This is a genomic window from Magnetospirillum aberrantis SpK (assembly GCF_011022235.1).
Lineage (GTDB): Bacteria > Pseudomonadota > Alphaproteobacteria > Rhodospirillales > Magnetospirillaceae > Magnetospirillum > Magnetospirillum aberrantis.
In genome coordinates, this window is the sequence record NZ_JAAIYP010000038.1 from 67,246 (window position 1) to 81,547 (window position 14,302).

17 protein-coding genes are annotated in these 14,302 nt (G+C 63.3%); 6 read left to right on the forward strand and 11 right to left on the reverse strand.

All coding sequences use genetic code 11. From position 1 onward, the window contains the following. Positions 1-9 precede the first annotated feature (9 nt). Positions 10-597: a helix-turn-helix domain-containing protein gene (locus tag G4223_RS11340; RefSeq protein WP_163679429.1), complete on the reverse strand. Its 588-nt coding sequence runs from the start codon at positions 595-597 to the stop codon at positions 10-12. A gap of 240 nt (positions 598-837) precedes the next feature. Beyond that, entirely contained in the window at positions 838-1,812 is a 975-nt protein-coding gene (locus G4223_RS11345; RefSeq protein ID WP_163679432.1) for a hypothetical protein, read from the reverse strand. A 113-nt stretch (positions 1,813-1,925) separates the two neighbouring features. Between G4223_RS11345 and G4223_RS11350 the strand changes: the two genes are divergently transcribed. Next, positions 1,926-2,276, forward strand: coding sequence for a hypothetical protein (locus G4223_RS11350; protein ID WP_163679434.1), 351 nt, complete (start codon positions 1,926-1,928; stop codon positions 2,274-2,276). A 1-nt stretch (position 2,277) separates the two neighbouring features. Further along, positions 2,278-2,781: a plasmid pRiA4b ORF-3 family protein gene (locus G4223_RS11355; RefSeq protein WP_241004079.1), complete on the forward strand. Its 504-nt coding sequence runs from the start codon at positions 2,278-2,280 to the stop codon at positions 2,779-2,781. Here the strand turns inward: G4223_RS11355 and G4223_RS11360 are convergent. The 5 genes from G4223_RS11360 to G4223_RS11380 form a co-directional block, all read right to left on the reverse strand. Then, positions 2,760-3,119: a type II toxin-antitoxin system PemK/MazF family toxin gene (locus tag G4223_RS11360; protein ID WP_163679437.1), complete on the reverse strand. Its 360-nt coding sequence runs from the start codon at positions 3,117-3,119 to the stop codon at positions 2,760-2,762. The genes G4223_RS11355 and G4223_RS11360 overlap by 22 nt on opposite strands. Then, the gene (locus tag G4223_RS11365) at positions 3,112-3,306 is read right to left on the reverse strand and encodes a DUF2281 domain-containing protein (RefSeq protein WP_068498745.1); all 195 of its coding nucleotides are present in this window, start codon (positions 3,304-3,306) and stop codon (positions 3,112-3,114) included. The genes G4223_RS11360 and G4223_RS11365 overlap by 8 nt, the downstream gene beginning before the upstream one ends. Positions 3,307-3,346: 40 nt before the next feature. After that, a complete protein-coding gene (locus G4223_RS11370) occupies positions 3,347-4,594 on the reverse strand; it encodes a site-specific integrase (RefSeq protein ID WP_163679440.1) in 1,248 nt (415 codons plus the stop codon). A 411-nt stretch (positions 4,595-5,005) separates the two neighbouring features. Continuing rightward, positions 5,006-5,242: a hypothetical protein gene (locus G4223_RS11375; RefSeq protein ID WP_163679443.1), complete on the reverse strand. Its 237-nt coding sequence runs from the start codon at positions 5,240-5,242 to the stop codon at positions 5,006-5,008. Between the two features lie 70 nt (positions 5,243-5,312). Further along, positions 5,313-5,918: a hypothetical protein gene (locus G4223_RS11380; protein ID WP_163679446.1), complete on the reverse strand. Its 606-nt coding sequence runs from the start codon at positions 5,916-5,918 to the stop codon at positions 5,313-5,315. A 191-nt stretch (positions 5,919-6,109) separates the two neighbouring features. Between G4223_RS11380 and G4223_RS11385 the strand changes: the two genes are divergently transcribed. Then, positions 6,110-6,556 (forward strand): CoA-binding protein, encoded by a 447-nt coding sequence (locus G4223_RS11385; RefSeq protein WP_163679449.1) that lies wholly within the window; start codon positions 6,110-6,112, stop codon positions 6,554-6,556. Next, positions 6,543-7,364, forward strand: coding sequence for a hypothetical protein (locus G4223_RS11390; RefSeq protein WP_163679452.1), 822 nt, complete (start codon positions 6,543-6,545; stop codon positions 7,362-7,364). Before G4223_RS11385 ends, G4223_RS11390 begins: the two co-directional genes overlap by 14 nt. A 13-nt stretch (positions 7,365-7,377) precedes the next feature. Here G4223_RS11390 and dcd read toward each other — a convergent pair whose 3' ends face one another. The 3 genes from dcd to G4223_RS11405 form a co-directional block, all read right to left on the reverse strand. Then, the gene (gene dcd, locus G4223_RS11395) at positions 7,378-7,962 is read right to left on the reverse strand and encodes a dCTP deaminase (protein ID WP_163679455.1); all 585 of its coding nucleotides are present in this window, start codon (positions 7,960-7,962) and stop codon (positions 7,378-7,380) included. Positions 7,963-8,263: 301 nt separating this feature from the next. After that, complete coding sequence (locus G4223_RS11400; protein ID WP_163679458.1) at positions 8,264-8,905, reverse strand: response regulator transcription factor; 642 nt, start codon at positions 8,903-8,905, stop codon at positions 8,264-8,266. 227 nt (positions 8,906-9,132) lie between these two features. Next, positions 9,133-11,409, reverse strand: a complete 2,277-nt coding sequence (locus G4223_RS11405) for an EAL domain-containing protein (protein ID WP_205762485.1) — start codon at positions 11,407-11,409, stop codon at positions 9,133-9,135. Between the two features lie 197 nt (positions 11,410-11,606). On the opposite strand from G4223_RS11405, the gene G4223_RS11410 reads away from it, so the two are divergent. Both G4223_RS11410 and G4223_RS11415 read left to right on the forward strand, forming a co-directional pair. Beyond that, complete coding sequence (locus G4223_RS11410; RefSeq protein WP_163679463.1) at positions 11,607-12,458, forward strand: phosphate/phosphite/phosphonate ABC transporter substrate-binding protein; 852 nt, start codon at positions 11,607-11,609, stop codon at positions 12,456-12,458. Further along, positions 12,455-13,849 (forward strand): ATP-binding protein, encoded by a 1,395-nt coding sequence (locus tag G4223_RS11415; RefSeq protein WP_163679464.1) that lies wholly within the window; start codon positions 12,455-12,457, stop codon positions 13,847-13,849. Before G4223_RS11410 ends, G4223_RS11415 begins: the two co-directional genes overlap by 4 nt. On the opposite strand, the gene G4223_RS11420 is transcribed toward G4223_RS11415, so the two are convergent. Then, a complete protein-coding gene (locus G4223_RS11420; protein WP_163679467.1) occupies positions 13,827-14,264 on the reverse strand; it encodes a response regulator in 438 nt (145 codons plus the stop codon). The genes G4223_RS11415 and G4223_RS11420 overlap by 23 nt on opposite strands. Positions 14,265-14,302: the final 38 nt, after the last annotated feature.

Below are 14,302 nucleotides of genomic sequence, written 5' to 3' on the forward strand. Positions count from 1 at the left end.
CCTTACCGCCTAATGTTCCGCCGAGTTCTCCGGCTCGCCGTCGATTGGCAGGGCCATCACGAACTTTGGGCAACGAATTCCCCACACTGTCCGCAAGTTCGTATCACGGATCAACTCGTCCGAATTGACCTTGAATAGACCGGAAAGATGGTAAATTTCCAGGCATGTGAATCGCGTATTCTCCTGCCGGACGCTGAATTTTTCGTAAGCCTTCTCCAGGCCGCTCCTGAACTTCGGCGTAGACTGCTCCTCAAGCGTGCGCGGTATGTCCCATGCGTCGGCGACAATGCGGGTTGTCATCAGAATGGCGACGCCCAGAAACACCACAGCTACGGCGAACATGCCAATGTAGCCAGGGGTGTAGGGGGTGAAGATTCTGTCGCGGAAGCGCCGTGGCACCTGAAGCTGCCGGAAGTGTTCTTCCCATCTTTCGATGACAGGAATGTGCTTCCTAGGAAAAGCGCGATCATCGGTGCAGTTTTCAAGCTCAGATATCCGGTTCTGCGCCAAGCCGCAGAAGAATTCACCAAATTCTGTCTGGTTCATTCTCAACCGCTCTCGGATGGCACGCAGGCGCTCCGCATAGGTTTGTTCCATGTTGGCCTCGCAAGATCACTCCTCGCCAAGGGTCGTCATTTGCGTCGGGCGTCGTCAAGGCCAGAAAGCGCCCAACCCATTGATATCGGTGGATTATCGGAAAACGATATCCCCCTGGGGAGGCTCTCATGTGAAAATCAGCATTTTGCACTATGTCGGCCAAGTGCCGGGAATGCGGGGTGGAGGCCGGCAATCAATGCCTCGGGGGTCTTGGAGCCAAAACAGTTGGTCCCCTTTTCCCTACAGCGGGTTCCCATCCCTGGCGTGGATGCTCAGGATGTCGGAACAGGCCCCGATGTCGACGTACTGCACGCCGTTGATCGGGCCTGCCTCCAACTGGTCCCAGAAGAAACGGTATTCCCGCTGGTAGGCGAACAGAAAGTCCTTGGAGATCGCGGTCCTGAGCCGGTGACCCGGCGGGCGTTCATAAGGGTCGAAATATTCGACGTTCGTGTCCATCCAATACCAACCAGGAAACACCTTCTTTCCAGCCTCGCCGATGCGCCGGGCGAACTCGTCGATGTCATGCACCATCACGCATGTATCGCCGAAGGCTTGCAGGAACCGGACATCCCATTCACGGGTGAAGCAGGCCATGTGGTAGCCGGGGCCGGCGACCGAAGTCCTCAGGTTCCCGATGATGGGCGTCTCCCGGCCATCCGGGAGGATGACGCGGACATGCTGACCGGCCGAGTAGGCGTGCTTGGCCGTCTCCTCGTCCTGCCGCGCCTCGTCGTTCTCGATGTCCTGATAGGACTTGGCCGGTGTGAATCTCACCCTGCCGCTCGCCAGCTCAAGCATGTGCTCGCGCTGGCCGAAGCGGTAGAGGACGTTCGGGTGCTGAACCTGCGGCGGCGAGCCCGGCGGCAGTTCGACCTCGGGGACGATGGGCGGCTCCAGCCCCCGCATGGCGATTTCCAGCCGGGTGATGTAGTCCCGCCTCAGCCAGTACCACGAGCTTTCGGGCCACCAGATCGGCATGATGTCGCGGCGGGGGCCGACGAACGTCCGCATGTTGCGCACCATGTGGCGATGGCGGGTGACGAGTTCGGCGTCGCTCACCCGTTCAAGCCAGCGTCGAGGTACGTATTCCAAGTTCCAGAAATCAGGGTCGTAGCGGACCTCATTGTGGTTCATGGAGTTAACGACCTCTGCGGGCGGCAGCGGCGGCAGCGGATAGCGCTCGATCTTTGGAGGGGCCGGGTACAACGTCATTTCAGAAAACCCTCCAGGCAATTGTCCAGGGCGCTCGAAAGGGCCTCCGGTCCCTTCTCCGCCGGCAGGCACGAGGATATACTGCCGGTCGCATTTCTTTGGGGGAATTGGGCGTGCTCCGCAAATCCTTGGCTGTTACCGCATTGGCCTACACTCTGGCGCCCGCGGCTGCCTCGGCCGCTCCGGTCTATCTGGAATGCATGATGACGCTCGGTTCGGGCCAAAAGGAGACCCAGTGGAACGTCACCCTGGACGAGGCCGCTGGCTCCGTCGCCTACACCATCCCCGAACTGGGCACTGCCAAGAAGGCCCTGGGCATTTTCACTGCCGACAAGGTGCGGTTCGACACGATGGAAATCAGCCGCATCGACCTGACCTTTACCCGGACGATCAACCTCCTTGGAGAGGTCAAGCGCGACCAGGGCCAATGCAAAATGGCGCCGACGCCGACACGGAAATTCTGACATGGACGGGAAGCAAGCAACCGGAGCCACTACCAAACCGACGCTGCGCCTGCGGGTCACCATGCCGGAGGTGCGCGGTCTGTCCCGCGACATCGAGATGCCGGCCAGCCATTCCCTGGCCGGATTGGCCAAGGCCATCATCGGCTCGGTGGGGTGGTTCTTCGACCATGCCTATGGGTTCTATGATGCGCTGGGCTATCACATTCACGACAGCACCGTGCGTTATGAGTTGTTCGCCGACATGGGTGATAACGGCTTTATGGATGACGGCCCGCCCGCCAAAAGCGTTAAGCGCACCAAGGTCGGGCAGGTATTCACCGCGCCCGGCGACAAGTGGCAGTTTCTGTTCGATTACGGCGACGATCACCGTTTCATCGTCGAGGTGCTGAACTTCGGGGAGGTCGAGACCGGCGCCAAATATCCCCGTGTGATCGCCCGCAAGGGCAAGGCCCCGCCGCAATATCCGCCCGAGGATGACGAGGATTACGACGACGAAGAGGACTGAGCAGCCGGACCACCCTGCTCGACATAGGCACAGAGGCGGGTCAAGGCTGCCGCGATGATCCCTTCCGAAGCCCGCCCGAAGCCCTTGACCACCAAGCTGGCGTTGAGCGTCACCACTCGGTCGGTGCGAATCCAACTGGCGAGGGGCAGGCTCCCCTGAACGAGGTCGGTGGCGGCCAGCGCGATGCCATGGTCGGTTTGCGGGCGGGAGGTCACCGCCAGGGCGATGAAATCGCCATAGGCATCCGGGCGGGTCAGCACCAGCACCGGCCGTTTCTTGGCCGCCGATAGATCGGAGAAGGGAAACGGGATCAGAAGAAGGTCGCCGCGCTCAAACACGATCCCAAGCCTGATCCTCGGGATTATCCCAAACCGCCTTCAGAGCGGATTCTTGGGCGTTGATCAGGTCGCGGCCCTGATCGCGCTCCTGGCGTTCCGCCAGATAGCCGACGAAATCCAGGACTTCTCGCGCCAAATGCTCGGGAAGCTTCTTGCTCTGCTCATAAATAAGGTCGGCGATGGCCATGTGGCCTCCTTCGACAGTCCGGGCCTTGAATCGCACTGTATCACGAGTTGGCGGCATTGCCCGAGTCTCCGTTGGGGTCCGCCACCAGCTTCGCCACCGCCGCCGCTTTGTGCTCGGGCGCCAGGTGGGCGTACCGCAACGTCATCTGATAGTCCGAGTGTCCCAGCAGTTCGCGCACCGTGTTCAGGTCCACGCCTTTCATCACCAGCAGCGAGGCGAAGGTGTGGCGCATGTCGTGCCAGCGGAACTTGGTGATCTTGGCCGCCTTCAGCACCTCCTCCCACGAACTGCGCACGTTATCGAACGGGCCGCCGTCGCGGCTGGGAAACACCAGGAGGCTGTCGCTGGTCCGCTGCTTCTGCCAGTTCTCCAGCAGGGCAAGGGCCGCGCTGTTCAACGGGATGTGCCGGGTCTTCTGGCTCTTGGCCTTGAAGCCGTGCACGGTGAGGATGGCCCGGTCCAAATGCAGGTCATCCCAGGTCAGGTTGGCGAGTTCGCCGTACCGCATACCGGTATGAAGCGACAGCAGCACCATGGGCTTGAGATGGTCGGCATAGGCGACCGTCCGCAGGTCCAGCATCAGCGGGTATTCCCGCTCGGCCCGCCAGGCGTTGGCGCGGTCGCGGGCGGCCCGCACCCGTTCTTCGCGGGCGTCCAGGGCCTCGTAAAGCCGCGTCCGCTCGTCCTCGGTCAGGAAGCGAACGGTGGCACGGTCGTCCACCCGCGTCCGCTTGACCTTCTCGATGGGATGGACTTCGATGAAGCCCCATTGCTGGGCCTTGCCGAGCGAGGATTTCAGGTCGTCGAGGTCGCGATTGACCGTGGAGGGCTTGGTCCCGGCCTTCAACCGGTCGGAGCGCCACCGTTCGACCAGCAGGGGTGTGATCTCGCTCAGCTTCAGCTTGCGGAAATCGGCGAAGCTCTGGTTCAGGCGGCGGAGTGTGCCCTTGTGGGTGCGGACGTTGGCCTTGGCCCAGCCTGAGTATTCCTCGTCGATGAAACTGCCGAAGGAGTGCTCCTTCGCCTGCCTGGCGGCGCCGTTCGGATCCTTGCCCTTGAAGGCATCGCCGAGGATGCCCTTGGCCTGCTCGCGCGCATCCTGGGGGGTGATCACGTCGGCCCGCCCAAGGCTGATGCGTTTGCCGCGCGCGTACTCGACATAATAGGTCATGGCGCCGCTCGGCTGTACCCGCAACAGCAGGCCCTTGAGCCGGGTGTCCCGCACCTCGTAAGGCTTATCGGAGGGTTTCAGGCTCTTGATCAATGGCGCGCCGAGAACACCCTGCATGGCGCTTTACCCCTACGTAAGTGCAACGGCCCAGAGTGTGCCGTAAGTGAGCTGTAAGTGCAACCAGGCCAAATTCAGGCCGAAATGCTGCGGCGCAACACGAACTGGCGCGATCCAATGTCGCACGTTAACATGCTGCAATTTCACGTATTTTCTGGGTCGGGGTGGTTCGCGTCAATTCGCGCCGAGACACCGGAAAATGGCGCTCATAACGGCTTGGTTGGGGGTTCGAGTCCCTCCGGGCCCACCAAATCCTGCAAAATCAATGACATAGCCTTGATGAACCCCTGGTGGGACATCAGGGTGGACCATTGGCTTTGCACGCTCCAGCCTATCTGCACGTCTCGCGGCACCGGACCATGGGTGGGCCGGGCTCTACTTCAAATTTCCCCAAGCCCGATCCAACCGCTCCTACGGCCGCTCGCCAAGTTTCGCGCGGGCGGCGTTCCATTCCTTGAGCATGCTTTTGGCACCGCGGGTGTTGTGGTTGCGCACATGTTCGCGATAGCGTTTGTCGTAATAACCGTTGACTCCGATCATGCGCGCGGCGCGGTCCCAGGCGATGCGCTGGCACTCGAGCTTGACCCGGCACGGTTCGCCACAGTAATCGGCATCCGTCGTGGGAAGACCACAGATCTTGCAATTCATTGCACGTCTCCAAGAGGACGGGCGGCCCAAACGCCTTTGGCGGTCAACTGAGAACACCCTCCCGCCCATATCACCAACGGGTGGGCCGGGTCCAGACGATCAGGGCGACATAGGCCCAAGCCCCATAGACCCCGCCGGCCAAGGGGGCGGTGATCTCGGGATTGGCGGCGATGGTGGCGGCGCGGAACGTCAGGTAGCCAGCGATGAACAGGCTGAGGCCGCCCCCCACCCAACGGTGGAAAGGGCCGATATGGGACCGCAACAATTCCCAGGCCAGACCAAACGCCACCATGGCGATGCTCGCCGTATTGCCGGCGATGCGCAGATGAACCGGGGGCAGGTCGAAGCAGAAGGCGTTGAAGCCCAGGCTGGCAAGCATCAGCGCCCACCAATGGACGCCAAGCCCGTCCTTTTCCTGAAACCGCCGCAATCCCATCCGCACCGCCAGGAAGCCCCCAAGGATGCACGGCGCACCGGCCGCGCCGGTCAGCGGAAACGGCAAATCCTGGCGGAAGCCGATCACAAGTACCCCCACGGCAACCAGCATGTGGCCGGCGATCCAATGACCGACGCCGGTGGCCCGGTGGCCACCGACCCAATGCAGGCCGAGCCCGCCCGACAGCAACAGGACGGACAGCGGCACCATCATGGTGATGATCTGCTGATCGACGGACATGGGACGTTTCGTGCGAAAGGGGCGGGAAGTGGGGCACCATGCCACAGCGCCCTTTCAAAGAAAATCGGGTTATCGGTCCATATGGCTTTGGCCGTTGAAACGAAGACGCCCCCGGCTGCATCGTACGGGGTGTTGCCACGGCCGGGCTCTGCTATGGTGGCGCCCTTCGCCACCCGACACCAAGGACCGTCATGGCCGACAGCCCTTCCCTTTCCTATAGCGACGAATCGTTGCGGCGCATCCTGGCCGAAACCCGCACCATCGCCATGGTTGGCGCCAGCACCAACCCGGACCGTCCCAGCCACACCGTCATGGCATACATGCAAGACAAGGGCTATCGGGTCATTCCGGTCAATCCCGCCGCCGCCGGCCAAACCCTGTTGGGCGAGGTGGTTCGCGCCTCGCTGGCTGAAATCGACGTCGCCGTGGACATGGTAGACATTTTCCGCCGTTCGGATCAGGTGGGACCGGTGGTGGACGAGGCCATCGCCATCGGCGCCAAGGTGGTGTGGATGCAACTGGACGTGCGCGACGACCGGGCGGCGGCGCGGGCCGAGGCCGCCGGCCTTGCCGTGGTCATGGACCGCTGCCCCAAGATCGAATACGCCCGCCTGGGTTGCCACCGTGTTGCACCCTAGGGGGTTGCTGGCGGTGCTGGCGGTGCTGTCCGTCGTGTCCGGGACAGCGTTCGCGGATGGGCCATCGTGCCTTGAGCGGTCATGGGACGAACCGGGCGACGCGCGCGTGCTGGACGAGCCGCTGTCGCTGGGCGACCGCGCGGCGTTGCTGTCGTGGGGAGCCGAAGTCGGCAAGCATTCGTGGAACCATTACCAATGCGCCCGCCTGAGTGAGTTGCCCGGCTCGGCCCTGTGCCTGTTCTCCCATGGCGGCATGATGAACCAAGTGTTCGAACGGATGGTCGGCGACGTCGAGATTCCCCGCTCACGCCACCGCCAGGGCAACCGTCTTCTCGGCGTCGATCTGCGCGTGGAACAGATCGAACAGGTGGCTTACGACGAGTTGCCGCCCTGTCTGGTCGCCGAACGGCATTTCCGGGCAACCCCCCTGGTCGAGCTCAAACAGGCGGGGGTCGACAACGTCGTCGCCTCGGCCTGGGGAAACCTAGCGACGATCGAGCATGAATTGCTGCACGCCCAATATTTCTCGGACCCGCGTTACAAAACGGTGGTCCACAGCTTTTGGCGGGAACGCCTGAGCGAGGAACAGCGCGGGCAGGTGCGCCGGGAACTTGGCGCCCAATACGACCCCGCCAACGAAGACCTCATGGTCAACGAGTTCCAGGCCTATGTGCTGCAATCGACGCCGCGCGGATGGCTTTTGGCCGAGCGCGAACGCTGGCGGGCGCTGCTCCTGTCGGACCTGGAACAGGCCGGAACCGCCCCGCTGGCGCTGTCCAGCCGACTGACTGCGTCAGAACCGCGCTGATACCCTGTGGCGGTCAGTTCCCGCCGCTCTCGCGCGCGATGCGGCTGGGCAACGGCGCCAATTGTTCCTTGTATTTGGAATCGGGCCGCTGGGCATAGGATTTGGAGGTCGGCGTCATCAGCGCCTCGAAGCTGATGGCGCAGATGCGCATGCCGGGCCGCAAAGCCAACGGCAGACGGCCGCAATTGAAGAATTCAAGGGTGATGCGGCCATTCCAGCCGGGATCGATGGTGTGGGCGGTGGCATGCACCATCAAACCCAGCCGCGCCAGACTGGAACGCCCGTCAAGCCGGCCGACGATGTCCGTCGGCAATGTGATCTTCTGAACGGTGATCCCCAGGGCGAAGTCACCGGGATGCAGGTAGAAAGGACTGTCGTCGTCGATTTCGATATGGCTCATCAGCGCTTCAAGATCGGCGCCGCCGCCTTGGGGAGACAAGTCCACGAACGAAGCCTTGCCGGGAGTGAACACCCGGAACTGGCGCCCCAGTTCAAGATCGACGGACATGGCGCCGATGTGGCTCTCGGTGGGGACGGGATCGATGTTGATCTTTCCCTCCGCCATATAGCGGCGGATGTCGACATCAGAGAGCTTCATCGCGTCATTCTCCACGGGCGACACGGAACGCGCGCCCCAGTACCGGATAAACTGCGCAACCTATACTCGGAACCGACTGGACGGACAAGGAAAGCCGTCACGCGGAACTGCGGCGGAGCCGTTCCGCCCCACCCGACCACCTCTCGACTGTTCGCACGCTAAGCAACCAAGCCCTGAAACGGATGCCCAGGAATCGGGCAACCCGTCGCCGGATCAGCCGTGCCATGGACTAGCGCCCCTCTCCCACAGCTTTTCGACAGGCTTTTCCACAGATCTTGGGGATTACCCCGGAACACCACGCTCAGTTCAGAATCTCGACCCTGCGCACATTGCCGTTGCCGGTCAGGACATAACGGGCGGCTTCCGTCCGCGTATGGACGCCCAGCTTGCGGAAAATCGCCTTGACGTGCGACTTCACCGTCACCTCCTCGACCTGCAAGGCGCGGGCGATATGCTTGTTGGACGCGCCCGTGGCGACCAGCCCCAAAATCTCGGTCTGCCGGGGTGACAGCATGGGAACGGAAACGGCAAGTCCCGGCAGCGGTCGGCTGCCGCCGTCGATGGTGATGGACGGCACGAACCGTTCCCCCCGCATCATCAGTTGAATGGCGCAGACGATGGCCGACGCCGACATGGTTCGCGGCATGTAGCCGTCGTAACCGAGGTTGAGGCACCTCATGGCCTCGTCGGCATTGCCGGGTGCCGAATAAAGCGCCACCCGCGGATGGTAGTGCAAGCGTTGACGCAACGCCTGCAAGCCGTGAGCCGCAGCCCCCATCTCGTAGTCAAGCAGCACCAGCGCCTCACCCCCGATGTCGCCGGCGGCTTCCACCACGTCGTCGATCTTGTCCAAGGCCAACGTGTTGACCTTGAAACTGGCTTGGATACTCGAAACGAGATTGTCCTTCGCCAGACGGTTTTCCCCGGCCACCACGATGGTCATAGCGCCCCCTTCTGTCGCATGCCCAAACAGTATGACCGAAGCCTAACATTCGAAGCCCCCCCATCATATTATCCGCATGGACCACATGCTTTGGGCGGAAACTGTCTTGCGCCATGAAATATTGTGTTCCACACCAGACATTCCTACTGCGGGTGGATTTCTGTGCCTTGCCGCGTCTCGAGACCCACCCTCCCCCAAAAGGGGGAGGGTGGGGAAAGAAGCACGTTTTAACGATCTTTTTGGGGGAAGAAGCGTTCGGCCTGACCGGCCTCGACCGCGGGACTGAACAGGAACCCTTGAACTTCGTCACAGCCGAAGGCCTGCAAGGTATCCAGATGCGTCCCGGTCTCGACGCCTTCGGCGATGGCACGCATGCCCATGCGGTTGGCGATGGCGATCACCGCCTGGACGATGGCGGCATCGTCCGAGGAACGTTCCACGTCACGCACGAACGACTGATCGATCTTGATCTTGTCGATGGGGAAACGCTTGAGGTAGTTCAGGCTGGAATAGCCGGTGCCGAAATCGTCGATGGACAATTGCACCCCCAGTTCCTTGAGATCGTGCAAGATGGCGATGACCCGGTCGATGTCGTGCATCAGCACGCTTTCCGTCACTTCCAATTCCAGCCAGCGGGAATCAAGGCCGGTGTCGCGCAAGATCGCGCGCACCATGGACACCAGATCGCTTTGCCGGAACTGAACCGCCGACAGGTTGACCGCCATCACCACCGGCGGCAATCCCTTGTCCTGCCAGACCTTGTTCTGGCGGCACGCCTCGCGCAGGACCCATTCGCCAATGGGGACGATCAGGCCGGTTTCCTCGGCGATGGGAATGAAGCGGCCGGGGGGAATCATCGAGCCGTCCGGCTGGCGCCAACGCAACAGCGCCTCGAACCCGATCAGCCGATGGGTCGCCGTTTCGAATTGCGGCTGATAGTGCAGCGTCAGCTCGTGGCGCGGCAACGCCTTGCGCAGACCGTTCTCGGTTTCCATGCGGTCGGCGACGCGGGCGTTCATCTCGCTGGCGAAGAACTGGAAAGCGTTGCGCCCCCCCGCCTTGGCCTGATGCAGCGCGGTGTCGGCGTTGCGCAGCAAGGTCCCCAGGTCGTCGCCATCCGCCGGATAAAGGGCGATGCCGATAGAGGCCGACGTCACCAATTCGTGACCGTCGATCAGGAACGGCCTCGACACGGTGTCCAACAGATGCCCGGCCCGTTGGGCCACCACCTCGGACCCGTGCACCCCCTTGAGCAACACCAGGAACTCGTCGCCGCCGCGGCGGGTGACGGTGTCGCTGTCGCGCAACGCGGCACGCAGCCGGTCGGCCAGCAAACGCAACAGGCGGTCGCCGACGTCATGCCCCAGCGTGTCGTTGATGTTCTTGAAATGGTCAAGATCGATGGCCAGCAACGCCATGGGATTGTGCCCCTCGGGGCGTTCCGGCACCTGTCGTTCCAGCAATTGCGGATTGGGCAGGTCGGTCAGGCTGTCGTGGGTGACCAGATAGCTGATGCGGTCTTGTGAGAACTTGCGCGCCAGCCAGGCCAGCGCCGCCAGCTCCACCGTCATGGCCAACAGGCTGACCGCGTAGAACACCGCCTTGCGCCACCATGCCGCCAGGAAATCCTCGGGCGCCAGACCGATCAGCACCACGAAAGGCAGATTCTTGAGCTTGCGGTAGGTGTAGTCGCGCTGAACCCCGTCCACCCGCGACACCACGCTGTAGATGCCGGTCTCGTGACCGGCCGCAAGCCCCTCGATGATGTGGCTGAGCGGATAGGTCTTGCCCAATTGTTCGGGCGACACCGGATGACGGGCCACCAGCCGCATCTCGGTGTCGTAAAGCGCCACCGAGGCATGAAGGCCAAGGTTCAGGCTTTCGAACAGCGACTGGATGTGGTCGGCGCGGATCGCCGCCTGGACCACACCGACAAAGCGCCCGTCGGAACTGGGCAGGCGCCGGCTCAGGGTCATCACCCACTTGCCGAGAAACCGCGACAAAAGCGGCTCGGAGATCACCAGCCCGGCACCAGGGTCGTTCTTCTGACGCTGGAAATACGTCCGGTCGCCAACATGCACGTTGGGCAAGGCCGAATTGTCGGCGGCGCTCCAGCGGACCGCGCCTTCCGCGTCGATCACCCTGAGGCTCAGCGCCTGCGCCTCGGGAATGCTTTCCATGCGACGCAGCAGGTCGCGGTTGGCCGCGGCCCGGTCGGGACCGTCGGCCGACACCATGGCCGAGGCATAGTCGGCGGCGGTGTCACGCAACACGACGTCGATCTTTTCCACCGATGCCGACAGATGACGCTCCAGCAGCCGGCTGACGTTGCCGGCGTCGCGATTCATGGCTTCGTATTCGGTGTCGCGCGATACCTTGAGGTCATACCCCAGAAGCAGGGCAAAACCGCCCCACAGGCATGACAGGACAATGGCGACCAACAATCGCTGGGAAAAGGCCGGCGCGGTGGCGGCCGATGTATTTGGGGTGGTGTTGGACGTCACGGCCTACACAAGACATCACTAAAAGTGGGGACAACTTATACCATGGTATGATGCGCACCGATAGCGGAACAGTCATGCCGCCGCCTCGCGGCACCCCCGAGCAAACACCAACCCTGACACTGGTGGCAAGGCTTGAACCCCCTGGGCAACGGGCTACACTTCCAGTGGGAGAGCCGGATGGGGAAGGAGAACCCGCTATGAGGGGAGTTTTGCGTCTGGCCCTGGCGGTTTGCGCGCTGGCAACCTTCATCCATGCCGCCGGCACGGCCTGGGCGCAGGACAAGCCCTTGCGGGTTGCCCTGATGCCGTTCACCAACACCATGCGCCTGATGGAGATGTACCAGCCGCTGCGCGAAAGCCTTCAGGCCACGCTGGGTCGCCCTGTATACCTGCTCACCGCCGCCGACTACGAAAGCTATTTCCGCCTTATGCGCGAACAGGGTTACGACATCGCCGTCACCGGCCCGCATTTCGGCGCCTGGGCTGTTGCCCACGGCGCGCGGCCGTTGCTGCGCTACGGCCCCACCCTCAAGCCGATCCTGGTGGTGCGCGCCGATTCTCCGATCGCGTCCCCCCTTGACCTGCACGGCAAGGTGCTGACGCTGTCCAACCGGCTGTCGGTATCGTCCATCACCGGTCAGGCGTGGCTGGCCGGGCTGGGCCTGACCGAGGGACGCGACTACCGCCTGACCGTCAGCCCCACCCACACCACCGCCATCATGTCCGTGGTGATGGGCGAGGCGGATGCCGCCATCACCACCCATACCCCGGTGCAACAGGCCCCCGAGGACACGCGCAAAGCCATCCGCGTCATCGAGAGCCCCAAGGGCTTCCCCCACCTTTTCACCATCGCCAGCCCCACCATGCCGGCCGAGCAGGCCGAGCGTGTCAAGGCCGCCCTGCTGACCTTCGCCGACACCGCCGCCGGCAAGGACTTCCTGGAAAGCAGCGGCTATCGCAGCTACCGCGACATCTCGGCCGAGGACCTGGAGAGTTTGCGTGGCCCGGTGTCGCTGTTGTCGGCCATCGTCCCCGAGGCGGCACAGTGAAACGTCTTGTCCACCGTTCATTGCGGTTCCGACTGATCGCCGCCTGCGTGCTGATCGAGATGCTGATGCTGTCCCTGATCGTCGGCAACAGCATGCGCCTGGTCCAGCACCACCTGTTGGCCCAGGCGCAGGGACGGGTCGCCAACATGGAGGAAACCTTCTCGGTCGCCCTGGCCGCCCCGCTGGCCGCCCGCGACCACGCCGTGCTGCGCAGCCTGATCCAACGTCTGAGCGGCCTGGACGGCGTGGTCTACCTGACGCTCGAGGACGCCGAGGGCGTGACCGTGGGCCAGGAAGGCACGGTGCCGCCCCGCATCCCGGACCCTGACGCAACATTCAGCGACGCCACCACGGTTCACCACGGCCGCCTGGACATCGACCTGTACGGCCAGCCGCTGGGTCGGTTGCATTATGGGTTGTCCACCGACTTCCTGAGCGCCGCCAAACGCGAGGTCCTGCTCCAGGGCATCGCCATCGCCACGCTCGAGATTTTCTTTTCCACCTTCGCCCTGATCACTGTCGGGCTGTTGCTGACCGCCCGGCTCGAGACGTTGACCGACGCCAGCCTGCGGGTCGCCGCCGGCGATCTGCGAACCTTGGTCGAAGTTCGCGGCAACGACGAGGTCGCCGCCCTGGGCCATGCGTTCAACACCATGGCGGAAGCGATCGGCGACAAGGTGGAGCAGTTGGAAGTGACGGGCGCCACCTTGCGCGCCTCGAACGCCGAGTTGCAGCGGCTGGCTGAAGTCGCCGCCCACCACCTGCAAGAGCCGGTGCGGGGCCTGGTCACCTATGCCCAATTGCTGGAACGCCACGCCGCCGGAACGTTGGATGACGAATCCCGCGACTATCTGGACGTCATCGTCGCCGGCGCCAAGCGCACCCGTGGCCTGTTGCTCGACCTGCAAAGCTATGTGGCCATCGACATGTCGCCGGTGCCGGCCGATTCCGTGGTCGATCTGGGCCATTGCGCCAGAGACGCCTGCGCCGCCCTGGCCGACAAGGTCGAGGCATCGCAGGCGACAGTCACCATCGAGGATCTGCCGCGTGCCCATGGCGACGCGGACCAGATCACCACCGTGTTGCGTCTTTTGCTGGAAAACGCCATGGACCATCGCGGCGATCAGCCGCCGGTCATCCGCGTCCACGCCACCCCGGATTCCGGCCGGGTGGTGGTCGGGGTCAGCGACAACGGCCCCGGCGTGCCGCGCGAATTCCGCGAACGGGTATTCGAGTTGTTCGAAACCTTGGGAACCCGTGGCGAAGGCACCGGTTTCGGTCTGGCGGCGGTCCGCAAGATCGTGCGCCGCCATCACGGCAACGTGTGGATCACCCCTGGCTCGAACAACAGCGGCCTGACCGTGAACTTCACGTTGCCGAAAGCAACTTGAGCGGCCGGCGGACCGTGTTGAACCAATATTCCTCGACTCGACGCACCGCCTGGAAGAATTCGTCCATGTCCATGGGCTTGGTGATGTAGCCCGACGCCCCCAGCGCATAGCTGGCGGTGACGTCGCGATCCACCGCCGAGGTGCTGAGAACCACCACCGGAATGGTCGCCAGATCGGGGTCCGACTTCAGTTCCTTCAGGGTTTCCTTGCCGTTCATCTGCGGCATGTTGAGGTCAAGGAAGATCAGGTCGGGACGGGACGGCGTGTCGTCGCCGCGCAGCTTGTCCAACGCCTCGCGGCCGTTCCCCGCCGTCGTCACAGCGCACGGATACGGCGCCTCGGCCACCGCCAGCTTGACCAGCTGCACGTCACCCACCGCGTCGTCCACCACCATGATGTGATACTGGGGGGTCATCCGCCCTGCCTCCGTCCCCTGAGGGAGTCTGTCACCAT

Coding starts and splice junctions, on each gene's coding strand:
- G4223_RS11400 (WP_163679458.1), bottom strand. CDS start 8,905: ATGACCATCGTGGTGGCCGGGGAAAACCGTCTGGCGAAGGACAATCTC.
- G4223_RS11365 (WP_068498745.1), bottom strand. CDS start 3,306: ATGGCCATCGCCGACCTTATTTATGAGCAGAGCAAGAAGCTTCCCGAG.
- G4223_RS11345 (WP_163679432.1), bottom strand. CDS start 1,812: ATGACGTTGTACCCGGCCCCTCCAAAGATCGAGCGCTATCCGCTGCCG.
- G4223_RS11420 (WP_163679467.1), bottom strand. CDS start 14,264: ATGACCCCCCAGTATCACATCATGGTGGTGGACGACGCGGTGGGTGAC.
- G4223_RS11355 (WP_241004079.1), top strand. CDS start 2,278: ATGGACGGGAAGCAAGCAACCGGAGCCACTACCAAACCGACGCTGCGC.
- dcd (WP_163679455.1), bottom strand. CDS start 7,962: ATGAAGCTCTCTGATGTCGACATCCGCCGCTATATGGCGGAGGGAAAG.
- G4223_RS11385 (WP_163679449.1), top strand. CDS start 6,110: ATGGCCGACAGCCCTTCCCTTTCCTATAGCGACGAATCGTTGCGGCGC.
- G4223_RS11375 (WP_163679443.1), bottom strand. CDS start 5,242: ATGAATTGCAAGATCTGTGGTCTTCCCACGACGGATGCCGATTACTGT.
- G4223_RS11380 (WP_163679446.1), bottom strand. CDS start 5,918: ATGTCCGTCGATCAGCAGATCATCACCATGATGGTGCCGCTGTCCGTC.
- G4223_RS11410 (WP_163679463.1), top strand. CDS start 11,607: ATGAGGGGAGTTTTGCGTCTGGCCCTGGCGGTTTGCGCGCTGGCAACC.
- G4223_RS11370 (WP_163679440.1), bottom strand. CDS start 4,594: ATGCAGGGTGTTCTCGGCGCGCCATTGATCAAGAGCCTGAAACCCTCC.
- G4223_RS11340 (WP_163679429.1), bottom strand. CDS start 597: ATGGAACAAACCTATGCGGAGCGCCTGCGTGCCATCCGAGAGCGGTTG.